The organism is Mesorhizobium sp. P2_A12 (genome assembly GCF_056405075.1).
Genome location: NZ_JBFUCU010000007.1, coordinates 111830 through 129084, shown reverse-complemented (window position 1 = coordinate 129084; position 17255 = coordinate 111830). Strand labels below are relative to the sequence as shown.

The 17255-nt window shown below is 64.0% G+C and carries 8 protein-coding genes; all 8 read left to right on the top strand.

Features of this window, described 5'->3' with window-relative positions; translation table 11 throughout:
* Nucleotides 1-179 precede the first annotated feature (179 nt).
* The 8 genes from AC1DZU_RS17515 (at nt 180) to cysW (ending at nt 17244) form a co-directional block, all read left to right on the top strand.
* Nucleotides 180-5660, top strand: coding sequence for an alpha-2-macroglobulin family protein (locus AC1DZU_RS17515; RefSeq protein WP_477286730.1), 5481 nt, complete (start codon nt 180-182; stop codon nt 5658-5660).
* A gap of 108 nt (nt 5661-5768) precedes the next feature.
* Entirely contained in the window at nt 5769-7859 is a 2091-nt protein-coding gene (gene pbpC, locus AC1DZU_RS17510) for a penicillin-binding protein 1C (protein ID WP_477286728.1), read from the top strand.
* Between the two features lie 18 nt (nt 7860-7877).
* On the top strand, nt 7878-8600 hold the full coding sequence (locus tag AC1DZU_RS17505; RefSeq protein WP_477286726.1) for a M15 family metallopeptidase: 723 nt from the start codon (nt 7878-7880) through the stop codon (nt 8598-8600).
* A gap of 167 nt (nt 8601-8767) precedes the next feature.
* Nucleotides 8768-13057: a beta strand repeat-containing protein gene (locus AC1DZU_RS17500; protein ID WP_477286725.1), complete on the top strand. Its 4290-nt coding sequence runs from the start codon at nt 8768-8770 to the stop codon at nt 13055-13057.
* An 80-nt stretch (nt 13058-13137) separates the two neighbouring features.
* Nucleotides 13138-14241 (top strand): TIGR03032 family protein, encoded by a 1104-nt coding sequence (locus AC1DZU_RS17495; protein WP_477286723.1) that lies wholly within the window; start codon nt 13138-13140, stop codon nt 14239-14241.
* Between the two features lie 223 nt (nt 14242-14464).
* On the top strand, nt 14465-15493 hold the full coding sequence (locus AC1DZU_RS17490; protein WP_477286721.1) for a sulfate ABC transporter substrate-binding protein: 1029 nt from the start codon (nt 14465-14467) through the stop codon (nt 15491-15493).
* Between the two features lie 22 nt (nt 15494-15515).
* Nucleotides 15516-16367 carry a sulfate ABC transporter permease subunit CysT gene (gene cysT / locus AC1DZU_RS17485; protein ID WP_477286719.1) on the top strand — a complete coding sequence of 284 codons (852 nt, stop codon included), beginning with the start codon at nt 15516-15518 and terminating at the stop codon, nt 16365-16367.
* Nucleotides 16360-17244 carry a sulfate ABC transporter permease subunit CysW gene (gene cysW, locus AC1DZU_RS17480; protein ID WP_477286717.1) on the top strand — a complete coding sequence of 295 codons (885 nt, stop codon included), beginning with the start codon at nt 16360-16362 and terminating at the stop codon, nt 17242-17244. The genes cysT and cysW overlap by 8 nt, the downstream gene beginning before the upstream one ends.
* The last annotated feature ends 11 nt before the right edge of the window (nt 17245-17255 follow it).

The following is a 17255-nucleotide window of genomic DNA, read 5'->3' as shown; positions in this document are numbered from 1 at the left end:
TGGAATTCACACCTTCTGCGTCGCCGCAAGAAAGCGTGATCCCCTGTCCTATGGAGCTACTACCGGCGATCGGCCGGAAAGGAAACCGTTGGCAGGCGGAACCCTGTCGCGTCCTTGTGTTGACAAGCATGACTGATGCTTGATCATGCCTGGACGTCAGCAGTGTCTGGGAGGGTGTTATGGCAATGCGCGCGGCTCGTGGTCTGTCGATCCTGATTCTTCTCTTTTTTGCCTGGAGTGGTGTCGCGCAAGCGGCTGAAGCCAGGCGAATCGCGACAACGGACAATTCCGATTATTTCGGCTTTGATCTCAGGTCCGACCAGAATGTCACGCTCGACCAGTGCAAGACGACATGTCTTGGTGATCCAGCCTGCCGCGCCTTCACCTACAACAACAAAGCCAAATGGTGTTTCCTCAAATCCGACTACAATCAGCTGAAGCCGTTCAGCGGCGCGGTCGCCGGCAAGGTCGTCAACATCGATGGCGACCCCGACATCGGCGCGCCGCCGGAACTTGCCTTCTTCCCCAACTGGATGGCCGATCAGGCCCAGCAATACCGCAACAAGCTGTTGGGTCCGGCCTATGTCAAGCCGACGGAAGGGCTGACGGCGCTGACGAATGCCGCCGAACAGTCCGTGCTTACCGGCGATCACCGCTCCGCCATGCTGAGATATGAAGGGGCCGTGTCCGTCATGCCCGATGATGGCCAGCTCTGGCTCGACCTGGCGCGCGAAACTCTGGCCGTGCAGCCTGCCGCCAACACCTCCGAGGCTTCCACTTTGCCGGCAAACGGCACCTCCGCCGCCTTCAACGCCTATAAGCTGCTGCGCACCACCAAGACGCGCGCCGAAGTGCTGGCGCTGCTCGGCAACGGCCTCGACAAGCGCGATCTCTACCGCCCAGCCCTGCAGGCCTATGAGGCCAGCCTTGCGCTGGTCCCTTCGCCGGCGGTCCAGGCCGACTATGCCGACCTGAAGGCCCGCAAGGGTTTCCGCGTCATCGACCACACTGTCGATGCCGACACCAGTGCGCCGCGCATCTGCGCGCAATTCTCCGAGGACCTGGTCAAGACCGGCGTCGACTACGCCCAGTTCGTCACCGTCGACAACGCGCCGCCCAAGGGCGTCGAGGCCAAGGACAAGCAGATCTGTGTCGAAGGTCTGGAGCATGGCCAGCATTACGACGTCACCTTCCGCGCCGGTCTGCCGGCCGCCATCGGCGAGGTGACCGCCGCCCCCGTGGTGCTGTCGATCTATGTGCAGGATCGGGCACCATCGGCCCGCTTCACCGGCGACAGCTTCGTGCTGCCGGCAGGCGCGCGCCGCGGCATTCCGGTCGTCACCGTCAACATGAACGCGGCCGAGATGAAGCTCTACCGTATCGGCGACCGTTCGCTGGCGCAGCTTCTTTCGGGCTATCAGTTCCTCCACCAGCTCGACAGCTATGATATCTCCAACATTTCCGAGCAGATGGGCGAGCCAGTCTGGCACGGCCAGCTCGACATCGCCAATGATCTGAACAAGGAGGTCACCACCTCCTTCCCGGTCGACGAGGCGCTGCCGCAACGCAAGCCCGGCGTCTATGTGCTGACCGCCCAGGCCGTCAACGACAAGAGCGACGACTACAATTCTATGGCCACGCAATGGTTCGTCGTCTCCGACATCGGCCTGTCGACCTATACCGGCCAGGACGGGCTCAATGTCTTTGCCCGTTCGCTGGGCAGCGCCAAGCCGATCTCGGGCGCCGAACTGACGCTGGTTGCCCGGAACAACGAGGTTCTCGGCATCGCGACCACGGATGCCGACGGCCACGCCGTTTTCAACCCGGGCCTGACGCGTGGCGACGGCGGCATGGTGCCGGCCGTGCTGATGGGCAAGCAGGGCGACAATGATTTCGTCTTCCTCGACATGGGCCGGGCAGGCTTCGACCTGTCCGACCGCGGCGTCACCGGACGCGCCGCGCCCGGCGCGCTCGACGTCTATGCCTGGACCGAGCGCGGCATCTACCGCGCCGGCGAGGATGTCCATGTCGCGGCCCTTGCCCGCGACGGCGGCGCCAAGGCGGTCGAGAACCTGCCGCTGACCTTCATCTTCTCGCGCCCCGACGGCGTCGAGGACCGCCGCATCGTCAGCGACGGCGCATCGGCCGGCGGCCACGCCGTCGACCTGCCGCTCGAGCCGAACGCCATGCGCGGCACCTGGTCGGTGTCGATCTACACCGATCCCAAGCAGCCGGCGGTCGCCAGCCAGATGTTCCTGGTCGAGGATTTCGTGCCGGATCGCATTGAATTCGACATGAAGGCCGACAAGCAGGAGATCGCACAGGGCGAAACCGCCAACATCAACATTGACGGCCGCTTCCTCTACGGCGCGCCGGCAGCAGGCCTGGCGCTGGAGGGTGAGCTGACCCTGTCGACGTCCCGCGATTGGGACCGTTTCCAGGGCTTCTCCTTCGGCCTCGCCGATGAGCAGTCGGCCGAACCCACGGTCACCCCTCTCACAGATCTGCCGGTGGTTGGCGATGACGGCAAGGCGACCTTCCCGGTCTCCGTCGAGCAACTGCCCTCGACCACCAAGCTGGTCGACGCCAAGGTGACGGTCCGGATGCGCGAGACCGGCGGCCGTGCCATCGAGCGTTCGCTCAACATCGGCATCCGCCCGCAAGGCCATATGATCGGCATCCGCCCGGATTTCGCCGACAATGAAGTGCCGCAAGGCGGCACGGCGAAGTTCAGCCTGATCGCTGTCGATCCCGACGGCAAGCGTGAGCCGCTGAAAGGCGCGCAGTGGACGCTGGTCAAGGTCGAGCGCAATTACCAGTGGTATCGCTCCAACAACTCGTGGAACTACGAGCCGGTCACCTTCACCAAGTCGATCGCCAACGGGCAGGTCGACCTCAGCGCCGACGGCGACGCAACTGTCTCCGTGCCGGTCGATTGGGGCCAGTACCGGCTCGAGGTCGAGACGTCGGATCCCGAGGGACCAGCGACCAGCTATGAGTTCGACGCAGGCTGGTACGTTTCCTCGACCACCACCGAAACGCCTGACGGCCTCGAGATCGGCCTCGACAAGGACACCTATGCCGCCGGCGAAGTGGCCAAGCTCAAGGTATCGCCGCATTTTGCAGGCGAACTCCTGATCAACATCGGCTCCGACAAGCTGTTGAAGACCGTCACGGCAACCGTGCCGGCCGGCGGCAGCACCGTCGACATCCCGGTCGGCGACGACTGGGGTGCCGGCGCCTATGTCACGGCAACCCTGTTCCGGCCTGGCGACGCACAGGAATCGCGCATGCCGGCCCGCGCCATCGGCGTGAAATGGCTGAAGGTCGATCCGGGCTCGAAGAAGCTCGCCGTCACCCTCACGCCGCCGGACAAGACCATGCCGCGCCAGCAGCTGTCGATCCCGGTCGCGGTGGCCGGCGTACAGCCGGGCAGCAACGCCTATGTCATGGTTGCCGCCGTCGATGTCGGCATCCTCAACCTGACCAACTACAAAGCGCCGGATCCGGAAAACTGGTTCTTCGGCCAGCGCATGCTGGGCATGGAAATCCGCGACCTCTACGGCCGCCTGATCGACGGCTCGCTGGGCAACACCGGCAAGCTCAGGACCGGCGGCGACGGCGCCAACATGCAGACGCAAGGCAGCCCTCCGACCGAAAAGCTGGTCGCCTTCTTCTCTGGTCCGGTTGAGCTCGACGCCGACGGCAAGGCGCGGATCGACTTCGACATCCCGCAGTTCAACGGCACCGTGCGCATCATGGCTGTCGCCTGGACCAAGGAAGCGGTCGGCCATGCCCAGTCCGACGTCATCGTGCGTGATCCGGTGGTCATCACCGCCGGCCTGCCGCGCTTCCTGGCGCCTGGCGACGCCGCCGTCATGCGCCTCGATGTCGCCGACACCGATGGCCCGGCCGGTGACTATGCGCTGTCGATAAACACGACCGGCGACCTGTCGACCGGCGACAAGCCTCTGCCTGAAAAGCTGACGCTGGCCAAGGGCAAGCGACAGACACTGACCGTGCCGCTGATCGCACAGACGGCGGGCAATGCCTCGATCACCATCAAGCTTGCTCATGCCGACGGCACCGCTGTCGAGCAGACGCTGTACGTGCCGGTGCGTCCGGCGCAATTGCCGGTCACCACCCGCCTGGTCGTCGACCTCAAGGGCAATGGCGGTGCGTTGCGCGTCGACAAGGAGCTCCTGGCGGCAAGCCTGCTCGACGGCGCTTCCGTCAGCGTCGGCGTTTCGCAGGCGGCAGCCTTCGACGTGCCGTCGCTTTTGATGACGCTCGACCGCTACCCCTATGGTTGCGCCGAGCAGACCACCAGCCGCGCCATGCCGCTTCTCTACGTCAATGAATTGGCCTCCGGCATCGGCATGGCCAGCGATCCTGACCTGCATGGCCGCATCCAGGATGCCATCTACAAGGTTCTGAGCTACCAGGCCTCTGCCGGCAGCTTCGGCCTGTGGGGTCCGGGCTCCGGCGACCTCTGGCTCGACGCCTATGTCACCGACTTCCTGACCCGGGCGCGTGAGCAGAAATACGACGTGCCGAGCCTGGCCATGAACCAGGCGCTGAGCAACCTGCAGAACTCGCTCGGCTACGATCAGAGCGTACAGGACCGTGGCAGCGAGATCGCCTATGCCCTCTACGTCCTGGCCCGCAACAAGAAGGCCTCGATCGGCGACCTTCGCTACTATGCCGACACCCAGCTCGAAGCCTTCTCGAGCCCGATGGCGGTTGCCCAGCTGGCGGCGAGCCTGGCGCTCTACGGCGACACGCCGCGCGCCGAGGCGACGTTCAAGACCGCGCTGCAGCTCGCCAAGGCGACAACCGACTACGACTACTACCGCTCCGACTATGGCTCGCCGCTGCGTGATGGCGCGGCGATGCTGGCGCTGGCGGCGGAATCGAAGCCGGTGCCAACGATCGTACCGGAGCTTATCAAGCTGGTGACGAAGGAACGCGCCGAAGCCGATTGGACCACCACCCAGGACGAATCCTGGATGCTGCTGGCGGCCCGCGCATTGAAGGAAGGCAATGATTCGATCACGCTGACCGTCAATGGCGCGCCGCATTCTGGCGGTTATTCCAACCAGATCAACGGCAGCGACCTGGTCGACAGCCCGCTCGCCATCGCCAACACCGGCAAGACCCCGCTGCAGGCCGTCGTCACCACCGTGGCGTCGCCGATCCAGCCGCTGCCGGCCAGCGGCGACGGCTTCACCATCGGCCGAACCTACTACAAGCTCGATGGCACCGAAGCCAACGTCACCGAGGCGACGCAGAACGAACGCTATGTCGTTGTGCTCAAGATCTACGAGCAGAACAACTGGCCTTCGCGCCTCCTGATCACCGACTTGTTGCCGGCAGGCTTCGAGATCGACAATCCGGGCCTGGTCTCCAGTGCGCAATTGTCGAACTTCTCCTGGCTCGCCCAGACCGACGCCGCCCATCTCGAATTCCGCGACGACCGTTTCGTCGCGGCGTTCAACCCCAATGAGGGCGATGGCGACCGCAACATCACGCTGGCCTATGTCGTTCGCGCGGTGACACCGGGCACCTACGCCCATCCGGCGGCGACGGTGGAGGATATGTACCGGCCGCAATATTCGGCCCGCACCGCCACCGGCATGATGGAGGTCAAGGCGCCGTAAGGCGCCGATGGTGGCGATCATGAACAGAACGATGGCGCCAGCGACATCCCCCCTCTCCCCGTCACCATACGGGGAGAAGGTGCCCGCAGGCGGATGAGGGGCAGCGGCATGCTCTCAAAAAAAATCCTGCGCCGCGCAGCCATTACCGCAGCTTCCTGCGCCGGCATCCTTGCCCTTTCCGTCGCCTCCCTCTGGGAACTCGACCGCGCCTTTCCGCCGCCGCTCCCGGCCGAGCTCACGGTTTCGACGGAAGTCCAGGACCGCGACGGCCAGCTGTTGCGCGCCTTCGCCACCCCTGACGGTTATTGGCGGCTCGAAACCAGGCTCGACCAGGTCGACAAGCAGTTCGTCGACATGCTGGTCACCTATGAGGACAAGCGCTTCTGGGACCATGAGGGCGTCGACGTTCTGGCGCTGACCCGAGCCGCCGGCCAGTTCGCCACAACCGGCCATATCGTCTCCGGCGGCTCGACCCTGTCGATGCAGCTCGCCCGGCTGATCGAGCCGCGCGAAAGCCGCAGCCTCGGCTCCAAGATCAAGCAGATGCTGCGCGCCATCCAGATCGAGCGCAGGCTGTCCAAGCGCGAAATCCTCGAACGCTATCTGACCCTGGCACCCTATGGCGGCAATCTGGAAGGCGTGCGCGCCGCCTCGCTGGCCTATTTCGGCAAGGAGCCGAAGCGGCTCACCGTTTCGGAAGCCGCCCTGCTGGTTGCCTTGCCGCAGCTGCCGGAAAAGCGCCGGCCCGACCGCAACCTGCAGATCGCCCACGCCGCGCGCGACCGGGTGCTGACCCGCATGGTGTCAGCCGGCCTGCTCGGCGAGCGCGAGGCCGCGCGCGCGGCTCTCGACGATGTGTCGGGCCTGCGCCGCACCTTGCCGGCGCTTGCCCCGCACGCCGCCTATGCGATGCTGCCCAAGGCCGTCCCCGGCCAACCCTTGCAGCTGACGATCCGCAAGAGAGTCCAGGAAGGGCTGGAGCAGGTCGCCAGGGACGCCGCCACCAAGCTTGGGCCTCGCCTCTCCGTTGCCATGGTGCTGGCCGACGCCCGCACTGGCGATATTCTCGGCGAGGTCGGCTCGGCCAATTTCTTCGACGCCAGCCGCTCCGGCTGGATAGACATGACCAAGATCGTCCGCTCGCCTGGCTCGACGCTGAAGCCGTTCATCTATGGGCTCGCCTTCGAACAGGGGCTGGTGGCGCAGGAAACGCTGATCGACGACAGCCCGGTCGATTTCTCCGGCTACCGGCCGAAGAATTTCGACATGGGCTACCAGGGCGACGTCAGCATCCGCCAGGCTCTGCAGCTGTCGCTCAACGTGCCGGCGATCCGCGTGCTCGACGCGGTCGGGCCAACGCGGCTGATGGCGCGCTTCCGCCAGGCTGGGGTGAGCCCCACGCTGCCAGTCAACGAGGCGCCGGGCCTGGCCATCGGCCTCGGCGGCGTCGGTGTGTCGCTGCGCGATCTCGTCCAGCTCTACACAGGCCTCGCCAATGGCGGCAAGACGCACACGCTGCATGACGGCACCGAGCCGGCCAATGCCGAGCGCACCACCGCCACCATCCTCGACGGTCAGGCCAACTGGCAGATCATCGACATCCTGTCTGGCGTCAAGCCGCCCGAGGGCGCCTCGCAGCGCGGCATCGCCTACAAGACCGGCACCTCCTATGGCTACCGCGACGCCTGGTCGGTTGGCTTCGACGGACGCTACGTGCTGGGCGTCTGGGTCGGCCGCCCCGACGCCGGCGCGGTTCCCGGCCTCTCCGGCTACGTCTCGGCCGCCCCCATCCTGTTCGAGGGCTTTGTTCGTTCGGGTCTGGTCGCCGTGCCGTTGCCGGGCAAGCCGCCCGGCGTCTTCAGCCCCAAACGCGAGGACCTGCCGACGACGCTCGCCCGCTTCGGCACCGGTTCGGACGGGCTCGTGCAGGCAACACCGACCGAACCCGCGCCGACCATCATCTTTCCGCCGGACGGCGCTCGCGTCGACCTCGGCACCAACTCGGCCGATGCCTCGCCGCTGGTGCTTAAGCTGCAAGGCGGCCGCGCGCCGTTCCGCTGGCTGGCCAACGGCAAGCCGCTGACCGGCATCGACCGCCGCCGCACCGCAACCTGGCAGCCGGATGGCGCCGGCTACTCGACGCTGACTGTGATCGATGCAGCTGGACGCGCAGCCAGCGTGAAAGTGTTCGTCGAGTGAAAGCGTTCCTTGAATAGAATGCGCCAGGCGACTCAGTGCATTGGCTTTTGCGCGCTGATGGTCGCGGCTTTCGCTCTGCCGGCACATGCCGATATCCTGCCCGCCGGCTTTGTTCGCCTCGCAGACATCGACCCTTCGATCCGCCAGGATATCCGTTACGCCGGATCGGGCAATTTCCTGCACCGCAAGGTGAACGGCTATGAAGCGCCGGCCTGCATACTCACCGAGCAGGCGGCCAAGTCGCTTTCCGGCGTCCAGAAGGCGATTGCCACCAAGGGCCTGACGCTGGTCGTGTTCGATTGCTACCGCCCTGCCCGTGCCGTCGCCGACATGGGGCAATGGACACGAGAGGGCGGGCCGCCCGATCCGCAATGGTATCCGCGGGTCAATCGTGGCGATCTGATCGCCAAGGGCTATGTCGGTGAACTGTCCAGCCATTCCCGCGGCTCGACGGTCGATGTCGCCATTGCGCGAGCCGACAGAAGATCCGCGCCGAAACCGGCTTGCGGCGCCGTCGATGCCGACATGCTCGATTTCGGCACCGGCTTCGACTGCTTTGACCCGATAAGCGAGACCGCCCACCGCGGGCTCGCCAGCGAAGCCGCGCTAAACCGCAAGATGCTTCTCGATGTCATGCGCACCGGCGGCTTCAAAAACTATGCCCGCGAGTGGTGGCATTTCACGCTGGCAAATGAACCGTTCGCCAAGCAGCGATTCGACTTTCCCGTGATCGCCAGGTGAGACAGCCACCAAACCGGTGGAACTGCTGTTCAGCGAACTGATACTTCAACAAGTTGTTGTATAAATACAACTTAAATTGCCCGTCACTAATGATTGCCCTGAAATCGCGCAGACTCGAATTGCAATTCCCTTCCGCAAGGATACGCATGGCCGCTGGAGGGCTTCCAATGGGTTTTACGTCGGGTTTTGACGTCGTGTTCGTGCGCGACGTCGTTCAACTATGTCCAAAGCGTCGCCGCTCGCTGCTTTTGGGCACGGCGCTTGGCTCGACGCTAGCAGCGCTCTCCGCCTCCCCGTCCTTCGCGGCAAACTGCACGCAGCCGGCCTCACCCTCGCCGATCACCGTCAACGCTGCTGCACCGCCGATTTCGTGCACCAACACCGTCGCACGCGCCGCAACCGTGGCTGGCGACAACGCCATCGGCATTGTGACCGCCGGCAATGGCAACATCGTCGACATCACCAACAGCGGGCTGCTGACCACGGCGTCGACTTCACTCATTCCGGGGCCGACTTTCTCGCAGTCTACTGGCGCGCGCGGTATCTATGCCGGCACCAACGGCATTGGAGCTGACATCACTATCAACAACACCGGCACCATCAACTCGTACAGCGACAGCATCAAGGCGACCGACGCCGCCACGAGCGGCACCGTTTTCAGCAGCGACACCCACATCACCATCACCAATTCAGGCAACCTGACCGCTGGCCCCAACGCCGAGGGCATCTATGCCAACGCCAGTTACGGGTCCAACAACGTCGTGACCATCGACAACAGTGGCGCCATCCAGACCGGCGCCAGTGCCTCCCAGAGCGGCGCATCGTCCGGCATATTCGCCACCGTCGACGGCGACAACAGCCAGATCAACATCGCCAACAGTGGCGCCATCAGCACGATCGGCGGCACCGCTTCGGGTATCTCGGCGATCGCCAATCATTACTATGGCGACAACGGCAGCATCGTCATCGACAACAAGGCAGCCATCACCACGACGGGCGCCGGCGCCAACGGCATCCTCGCCCAGGCCGGCAATCCGGACAATGGCGGCACGGTCAAGATCACCAATGCAGCCACCGTCAGTGCCGGCAATATCGGCATCGCCAGTTTCACCAATGGCGCAGGCGGCAACATCACCATCGACAATAAGGGCACCATCACGGCCGGCACCAGCGGCGCCAATGTCTCCGACGGCATCATGGCTGTCGCCTACGGCAGTGACGCGACCATCACCATCACCAACAGTGGTGCCATCGACACGACCGCCGGCGGTCACCGGTCTGTCGGCATCGAGGCCACGGCTGGCTACTACGACTCCAGCAATGCGCACATTTCAGTAACCAACACTGCCAGCATCACCACCGGCGCCTATTCCGAGGGCATCCTCGCCCGCTCCTATGGCACCGGCGCCACGGTCACCATCGACAACAGCGGCGCCATCAATGCCGGCTCGCTCGGTATCGTCGCCAACGTCTACGGCGACAGCAGCCAGATCAGCGTCACCAACAGCGGGGCGATCACAACCACGGACCCGAACGCGAATGGCATTACGGCGGTCGCCATTTCCTATGGCAGCAGCGGCGACAGCATCGTCATCGACAACAAGGCCGGCGGCACCATCGACACCAGCACCGGTACGTTCGGCATCTTCGCGCTGGCAGGTAGCAACGGCAATACCGACCCCGACAATGGCGGCACCATCACTATTACAAACGCCGCCACGATAAATTCCGGCCACACGGGCATCGCCGCCATCACCTATGGCAATGGCGGCGCCATAACGGTTTCGAACTCGGCCGCGATCACAGCCGGAAAACTGGGCGGGAACGGTTCCTACGGCATCCTGGCTGTTGCCATTGGCAGCGACATCGCCATCGACATCACCAACAGCGGCGCCATCGACACGACTGCCGGCGGTCCTAACGCGACGGGCATCCAGGCCACGGGCACCTATTCCTCGGCCAGCAACGTGCACATTTCGGTCACCAACAGCGCCAGCATCACCACCGCCGCCAATTCCGAAGGCATCTTCGCCCAGTCCTACGGTGACGGCGGCATGGTTGCTGTCGACAACAGCGGCGCCATCAGGACCGGCGACAGCACCTCGACGAACGGTCGTTCGTCCGGCATGGCCGCCAATGTCAATGGCGACAACAGCCAGATCAGCGTCACCAACAGTGGCGCGATCACAACCATCGGCGTTGGTGCGAACGGCATCACCGCGATCGCCAACCTGTATGGCACCTGCAGCTGCCAAGGGCCCCTTTTCCCGGCCACCAGCAACGGCAGCATCGTCATCAGCAACAAGGCTGGCGGCACGATAACCACGACAGGCAGCGATGCGTCGGGCATCTTTGCACAGGCCGGCAACAAGGATCCGTCCGACCCGGGCAATTCCAATCCCGACGATGGTGGCACGATCAGCCTTGCCAATGCCGCCGTCATCAGATCGGGGGCCAAGGGTATTGCCGCCGGCACTTACGGAGCCGGAGGCACCATCAGCGTCACCAACAGTGGCGACATCGTCTCGACGGCCGGCGAAGGCCTCTATGCCAAGTCCAGTGGCGACAACAGCAGCGTTACCGTCGCCAATACGGCATTCGTCAAGGCCAAGGGCGGCGTTGCCGGGCTGGCTGCCTACACGAGCGGCAGCGGTAGCAACATCGTCATCGTCAACAGCGGACACAATGCGGAATTGTTCAGCAGCGTGGGTTTCGGCGCAATCGCCGGCGCAACCGGCGCGTCGAGCACAGTGCTCGTCACCAACGATGGCAAGATTCACGGCCAGCTTGGCGGCCTGCAGGTCAGTTCGAGCGGCGGCTCCACGGTCACCATCGGCACGTCCGGCTTTGTCGGCGCCAACAACAACCTGGCCATCAAGTCGACCGCTGGAACAACCAGGATCGACGATGCCGGCGTGATTGCCGGCCGGGTCGAATTGAGCGACGCCGGAAATGTCATGAGCGTCAATGACGCCGGCATCTTCAGGGCATTCACCGACAGCAAGTTCGGCGCCGGAGCCGATGCGCTCAACAATCTTGGCACCCTCTACGCATCAGGCAGCTTCTTTGGGTCTTCACCAGGCACTGTCAGCTTCATCGGCCTCGAAAACTTCGTCAACGGCAGCCTGGGCTCCGGAGCCGGCCTGACAACGATGATCGATGGCGTGGCCGGCGACAGACTGACCACCAGCGGCAACTTCACGGGCCAAGGCAATTCCAAGCTCGGCGTCGACGCCAACTTTACCACCGGCGTCGCCGATACTCTGACGATCGGCGGCAATTCGTCCGGTCATACCGATTTGGTCGTGAATGTCGTCGGCGCCGGCGCGCCGGCGGTCTTCATCCCCGTGGTCACGGTGACCGGGACAACCGCCGACAGCGATTTCGATCTGGCTGGTCCCGTCAATGCCGGCTTCTTCACCTATGGCCTGTTCCTGCAGGGCAACACACACGGCTTGCGTTCCATCGGCCTTGACAATGCCGGTTTCGAACTGCCTGCCGGCGTGACCGGAGCACAGGATGTGTGGCTGGACACGACCGGCTTCTGGCAGGACCGCATGGCGGATCTGCGCACGCAGGAAAGCGGTGTCCACAACGCGGATATGCCGGAGGAAAAACTCGCCGCGCGCATGGGCGGCCTCTGGGCGCGGGCGTCCGGCGATTGGTCAAACCGCGACAGCAGCGTAAGCTACACCGATCCGGTCTCGCTGCAGAGCGAGACCCTCAACCTCGATCGCAAGCAGCGCACCGGTGCCTTCCTCGGCGGCATCGACATGGGGCTCGAAGGTATCGCCGGCGGCGATATGCTGTTCGGCGTCATGGGCGGCTACGTCACCTCCAGGCTCGACTTCAAGGCGACGGACGACAGCTGGAACTACAAGGGCGGCACGGTCGGCGCCTATGCCACCTACCTGAATGGCGGCTTCTACCTCGACGGCCTCGTCAAGGCCGACTTCCTCGATGTCGACATCAACGACGTCGGCGGCAAGGCGAGCACCAACGCCACCAATATCGGCGCACGCCTCGACGCAGGCTACCGCGTCGCCATGGGCTGGGGCTTCATCGAGCCGCAAGCCAGCCTGGAATGGGTCCGCACCAATATGGATTCGGTATCGCTGTTTGGCGGCGACATCGACTTCCAGAACGGCAGCAGCGGCCGCGCCAGGATCGGCGTGCGCATCGGCACCGATATGCAGATGAACGACATGACCGTCAGTCCGGATCTGACGCTGAGTGTCTGGAACCATTTCGGCGACAGCAACGCCGTCGACATCAACTTCCCCGGCAGCGCCTTCTCGGCCATCGACAGCGCCGGCAACGGCACATTCGGCGAGGTCGGCGTCGGCGTGAACGTGGCCAGCGCCAGCAACTGGTCCGGCGTGGTCCGCGGCAGCGTCCGCTTCGGCGACAATTACAGCGCCGGCTCTGTTGGCGCGGCACTCCGTTACGGCTGGTAGTCCAGCGGATTGCATCTGAACTTCTTGCGCCGGCCCTCGCGGCCGGCGTAGTCATGACTAGGTCCACCTATGGAGCAAGCGTGAGCACATCCAAGGCCACTGACGAGGCCCCGGCGAAACCGCCCGAAGCCGCGTCTCCCAGCGCGGCCGAACAGCAGACCAACATCTCGCTGTCGCGCGGCTTCATCAACTGGATGGAGACGGCGCAGTGCTCGTTGGCCTTCACCTCCTACCAGACCGGACAGCTGTTCCTGGTCGGCCTCACCGGCGACAGGAAGGCCTCGATCCACCAGACCAGTTTCGTAAGGGCCATGGGCGTGACCGTTGCCGGGCAGCGCATCATCCTGGCCTCCGACACGGCGGTGTGGCGGTTGGAAAACATCCTCGGGCCCGACCAGGTCGCCAATGCCATCTACGACCGCATGTACATGCCGCGCGCTGCTTCATACACAGGCGACCTCGACATCCATGAGCTGGCCGTCCGCGAAGATGGCCAGATCGTCTTCATCAACACCAAGTTCTCTTGCCTGGCGACGCTGAGCCCGACGCATTCCTTCCGGCCGTTGTGGAAGCCCTCTTTCATCAGCAAGCTGGTGCCGGAGGACCGTTGCCATCTCAACGGCCTCGCCATGCAGAACGGGCGCGCCCGCTATGTCAGCGCGATCAGCCGGTCGGACTCGGTCGGCGGCTGGCGCGACCGGCGCTGGGAAGGCGGCATGATCATCGACATCACCGAGGACAGAGTGGTGGTCGACGATCTGTCGATGCCGCATTCGCCGCGCGTCCATGACGGCGCGCTTTGGGTGCTCGATTCCGGCCGCGGCTTCCTGGTCCGCATCGATCCTGCAACCGGACAGCGGCAGAACATCGCCTTCTGCCCCGGCTTCCTGCGCGGCTTGAGCTTTCACGGCCGCTTTGCCATCGTCACCACGTCGCTGCCGCGCGATGGCCTGTTCAAGGACCTGCCGCTGCAGGACAATCTGCAGACGCGCGACGCCGAGCCGCGCTGCGCGCTGTACATCATCGACCTGCATACCGGCGGCATAGCCGAGTGGATCGAGTTGAAGGGACACATCACCGAGTTGTTCGACGTCGCCGTCATTGCAGGCTGTCGCTGTCCCTCGTCGGTGCCGCTCAACAGCCCGAACGTGGCTTCGCTGATCACCATCGACAGCGAAGGTTGAGCGAATCGGGCTCGGCCTGCGAAGTCCTTGTCCCGGCCGGTCCAAAGCCTAGATCAATCATCAGGCAGGCTCGGAGTTCGCTCAGCGCAGCCATGAGGAAGAAATTTCTCCACACACCGAAATATCGTCGAACATTTTCTTCAGGAGGGCAAAAAAGGCAACATTGAATGCATCTAATTTCTATCAGTTCGGTAGATTTGGCGCCGGTTCAACGGAGGCAGAAATGACCAAACCTCATTTCAGGAAACTGCTCGGCGCACTGGTCGCCACATCTGTCCAGTTCGGCACGCTCGGTTTCGCGTTTGCCGACACCACCATCCTCAACGTGTCCTACGATCCGACACGCGAGCTCTACAAGGCCTATGACGAAGCCTTCGCGGCGCATTGGAAGGCCGAGACCGGCGAGACGGTCACCATCCAGCAATCGCATGGCGGATCGGGCGCCCAGGCCCGCGCCGTGATCGACGGCCTCGACGCCGATGTGGTGACGCTGGCGCTCGAAGGCGACATCAACGCCATCGTCTCGAAATCGAAGAAGATCAATCCCGACTGGCGAAAAAAATTCGATAACAATTCAGCGCCTTACACCTCGACCATCATCTTCCTTGTCCGCAAGGGAAATCCCAAGGGCATCCATGACTGGAACGACCTGGTCAAGGACGGCACCCAGGTGATCACGCCCAATCCCAAGACCTCCGGCGGCGCGCGCTGGAACTATCTCGCGGCCTGGGCCTACGCCAACGCCAACGATGGCGGCGACGAGGCCAAGACCAAGGAATTCGTCGGCAAGCTCTACGCCAATGCCCCTGTGCTCGACACTGGCGCCCGCGGCTCGACTGTGACCTTCGCGCAAAAGGGCATCGGCGACGTGCTGATTGGCTGGGAAAACGATGCCTATCTGGCGCTCGACGAATTCGGCGCTGACAATTTCGACATCGTCTATCCCCCGACATCGATCCTGGCCGAGCCGCCGGTGGCGGTTGTCGACGCCAATGTCGACGCCAAGGGCACGCGCAAGGTCGCCGAAGCCTATCTGGGCTGGCTCTATTCCAAGGAAGGCCAGACAATCATCGCCAAGAACCACTATCGTCCGGCCAAGCCCGACCTTGTGGCTCCGGCTGATCTTCCCAAGACACCCGATATCAAGCTGATCTCCATCGACGATCCGCTTTTTGGCGGCTGGAAGAAAGCACAGCCTTATCATTTCGGCGACGGTGGTATATTCGACCAGATCTACAAGCCGGCCCAGTGAGCTAGATCTAGATCAGGACGATATGACCACAGCACCCGCGCAGGCGGGGTGGCGGTTCAGACAGCCGAGTGTCATTCCGGGTTTCGGACTGACGCTCGGCTTCTCGCTTGCCTACCTCACCCTCATCATCCTCATCCCGCTATCCGGGCTGCTCTGGCGCTCGGCCGCGCTTGGCTGGCCTGAATTCTGGGCCATCGCCACCGATCGCCGCACGATCAAGGCGCTGGAAATCAGCTTCGGCACCGCCTTCATCGCGGCTGCCGTCAATGTCGTCTTTGGCACGCTGGTCGCCTGGGTGCTGGTGCGCTACCGCTTTCCCGGCCGCCGCATCGTCGATGCCATGGTTGACCTGCCGTTCGCGCTGCCGACGGCGGTGGCCGGCATCGCGCTGACCACGCTCTACGCGCCGAACGGCTGGATCGGCAAATTGCTGATGCCGCTCGGCATCAAGGTCGCCTATACGCCGCTCGGCATCGTCATCGCGCTGGTCTTCATCGGCCTGCCCTTCGTCGTGCGCACCGTGCAGCCGATCATGGAAGAGATCGACAAGGAGGTTGAGGAAGCCGCCGCCACGCTTGGCGCCAGCCGCTTCCAGACCATCACCCGCATCCTGTTTCCAGGGCTGGCGCCGGCCATTGTCACCGGCTTTTCGCTGGCCTTCGCCCGCGGCGTCGGCGAATACGGCTCGGTCATCTTCATCGCCGGCAACCTGCCCTATAAATCCGAGATCGCGCCGCTGCTGATCGTCATCCGGCTGGAGGAATACAATTATCCGGCGGCGACCGCGATCGCGGCGATCATGCTCGCTCTGTCGTTCGTCATGCTGCTGGTCGTCAATCTCGTGCAGGCATGGAGCCGCAAGCGCTATGGCTGATCCCGAGATCAAATCCTATGAGCCGCATCACGAGAGCCAGTCGGCGGCGGTCACGGAGAGCCGCCCGGCGCGCCTGGCGCTGATGGCCTTTGCCTTCGCCTTCCTTGGCATCTTCCTGCTGTTGCCGCTGATCATCGTCTTCCACGAGGCACTGGCAAAGGGCGTCGGTGCCTATTCGCAATCGCTGAGCGACCCCGATGCGCGCTCGGCGATCCGGCTGACGCTGCTTGTCGCCGCGATCTCGGTGCCGCTCAACATCGTCTTCGGCATCTCCGCCGCCTGGGCGATCGCCAAGTTCGAGTTCAAGGGCAAGGCCTTCCTGACCACGCTGATCGACCTGCCCTTCTCGGTCTCGCCGGTCATATCGGGTCTGGTCTATGTGCTTTTGTTCGGCGCCCAGGGGCTGCTCGGCGGCTGGCTGAAGGCGCATGGCATCGTCATCCTGTTTGCCGTGCCGGGCATCGTGCTGGCCACTGTCTTCGTCACCTTTCCCTTCGTCGCCCGCGAACTGATCCCGCTGATGCAGGAACAGGGCAATGGCGACGAGGAGGCAGCCCTGTCGCTCGGCGCCAATGGCTGGCAGACCTTCTGGTACGTGACCTTGCCCAACGTCAAATGGGGGCTGCTCTATGGCGTGCTTCTGTGCAATGCGCGTGCCATGGGCGAGTTCGGCGCGGTGTCGGTGGTGTCGGGCCACATACGCGGCCTGACCAACACCATGCCGCTGCATGTCGAAATCCTCTATAACGAGTACAACGCCGTCGGCGCCTTTGCCGTCGCTTCATTGCTTGCGGGCCTGGCGCTCGTCACGCTGGTCTTGAAAACACTTCTCGAGATGCGCTACGGCGCCGAGATCGCCGCGACGCGCGGACACTGATAGAGGGGTTT

Coding starts and splice junctions, on each gene's coding strand:
- AC1DZU_RS17490 (WP_477286721.1), top strand. CDS start 14,465: ATGACCAAACCTCATTTCAGGAAACTGCTCGGCGCACTGGTCGCCACA.
- pbpC (WP_477286728.1), top strand. CDS start 5,769: ATGCTCTCAAAAAAAATCCTGCGCCGCGCAGCCATTACCGCAGCTTCC.
- AC1DZU_RS17515 (WP_477286730.1), top strand. CDS start 180: ATGGCAATGCGCGCGGCTCGTGGTCTGTCGATCCTGATTCTTCTCTTT.
- AC1DZU_RS17505 (WP_477286726.1), top strand. CDS start 7,878: ATGCGCCAGGCGACTCAGTGCATTGGCTTTTGCGCGCTGATGGTCGCG.
- cysW (WP_477286717.1), top strand. CDS start 16,360: ATGGCTGATCCCGAGATCAAATCCTATGAGCCGCATCACGAGAGCCAG.
- cysT (WP_477286719.1), top strand. CDS start 15,516: ATGACCACAGCACCCGCGCAGGCGGGGTGGCGGTTCAGACAGCCGAGT.
- AC1DZU_RS17500 (WP_477286725.1), top strand. CDS start 8,768: ATGGGTTTTACGTCGGGTTTTGACGTCGTGTTCGTGCGCGACGTCGTT.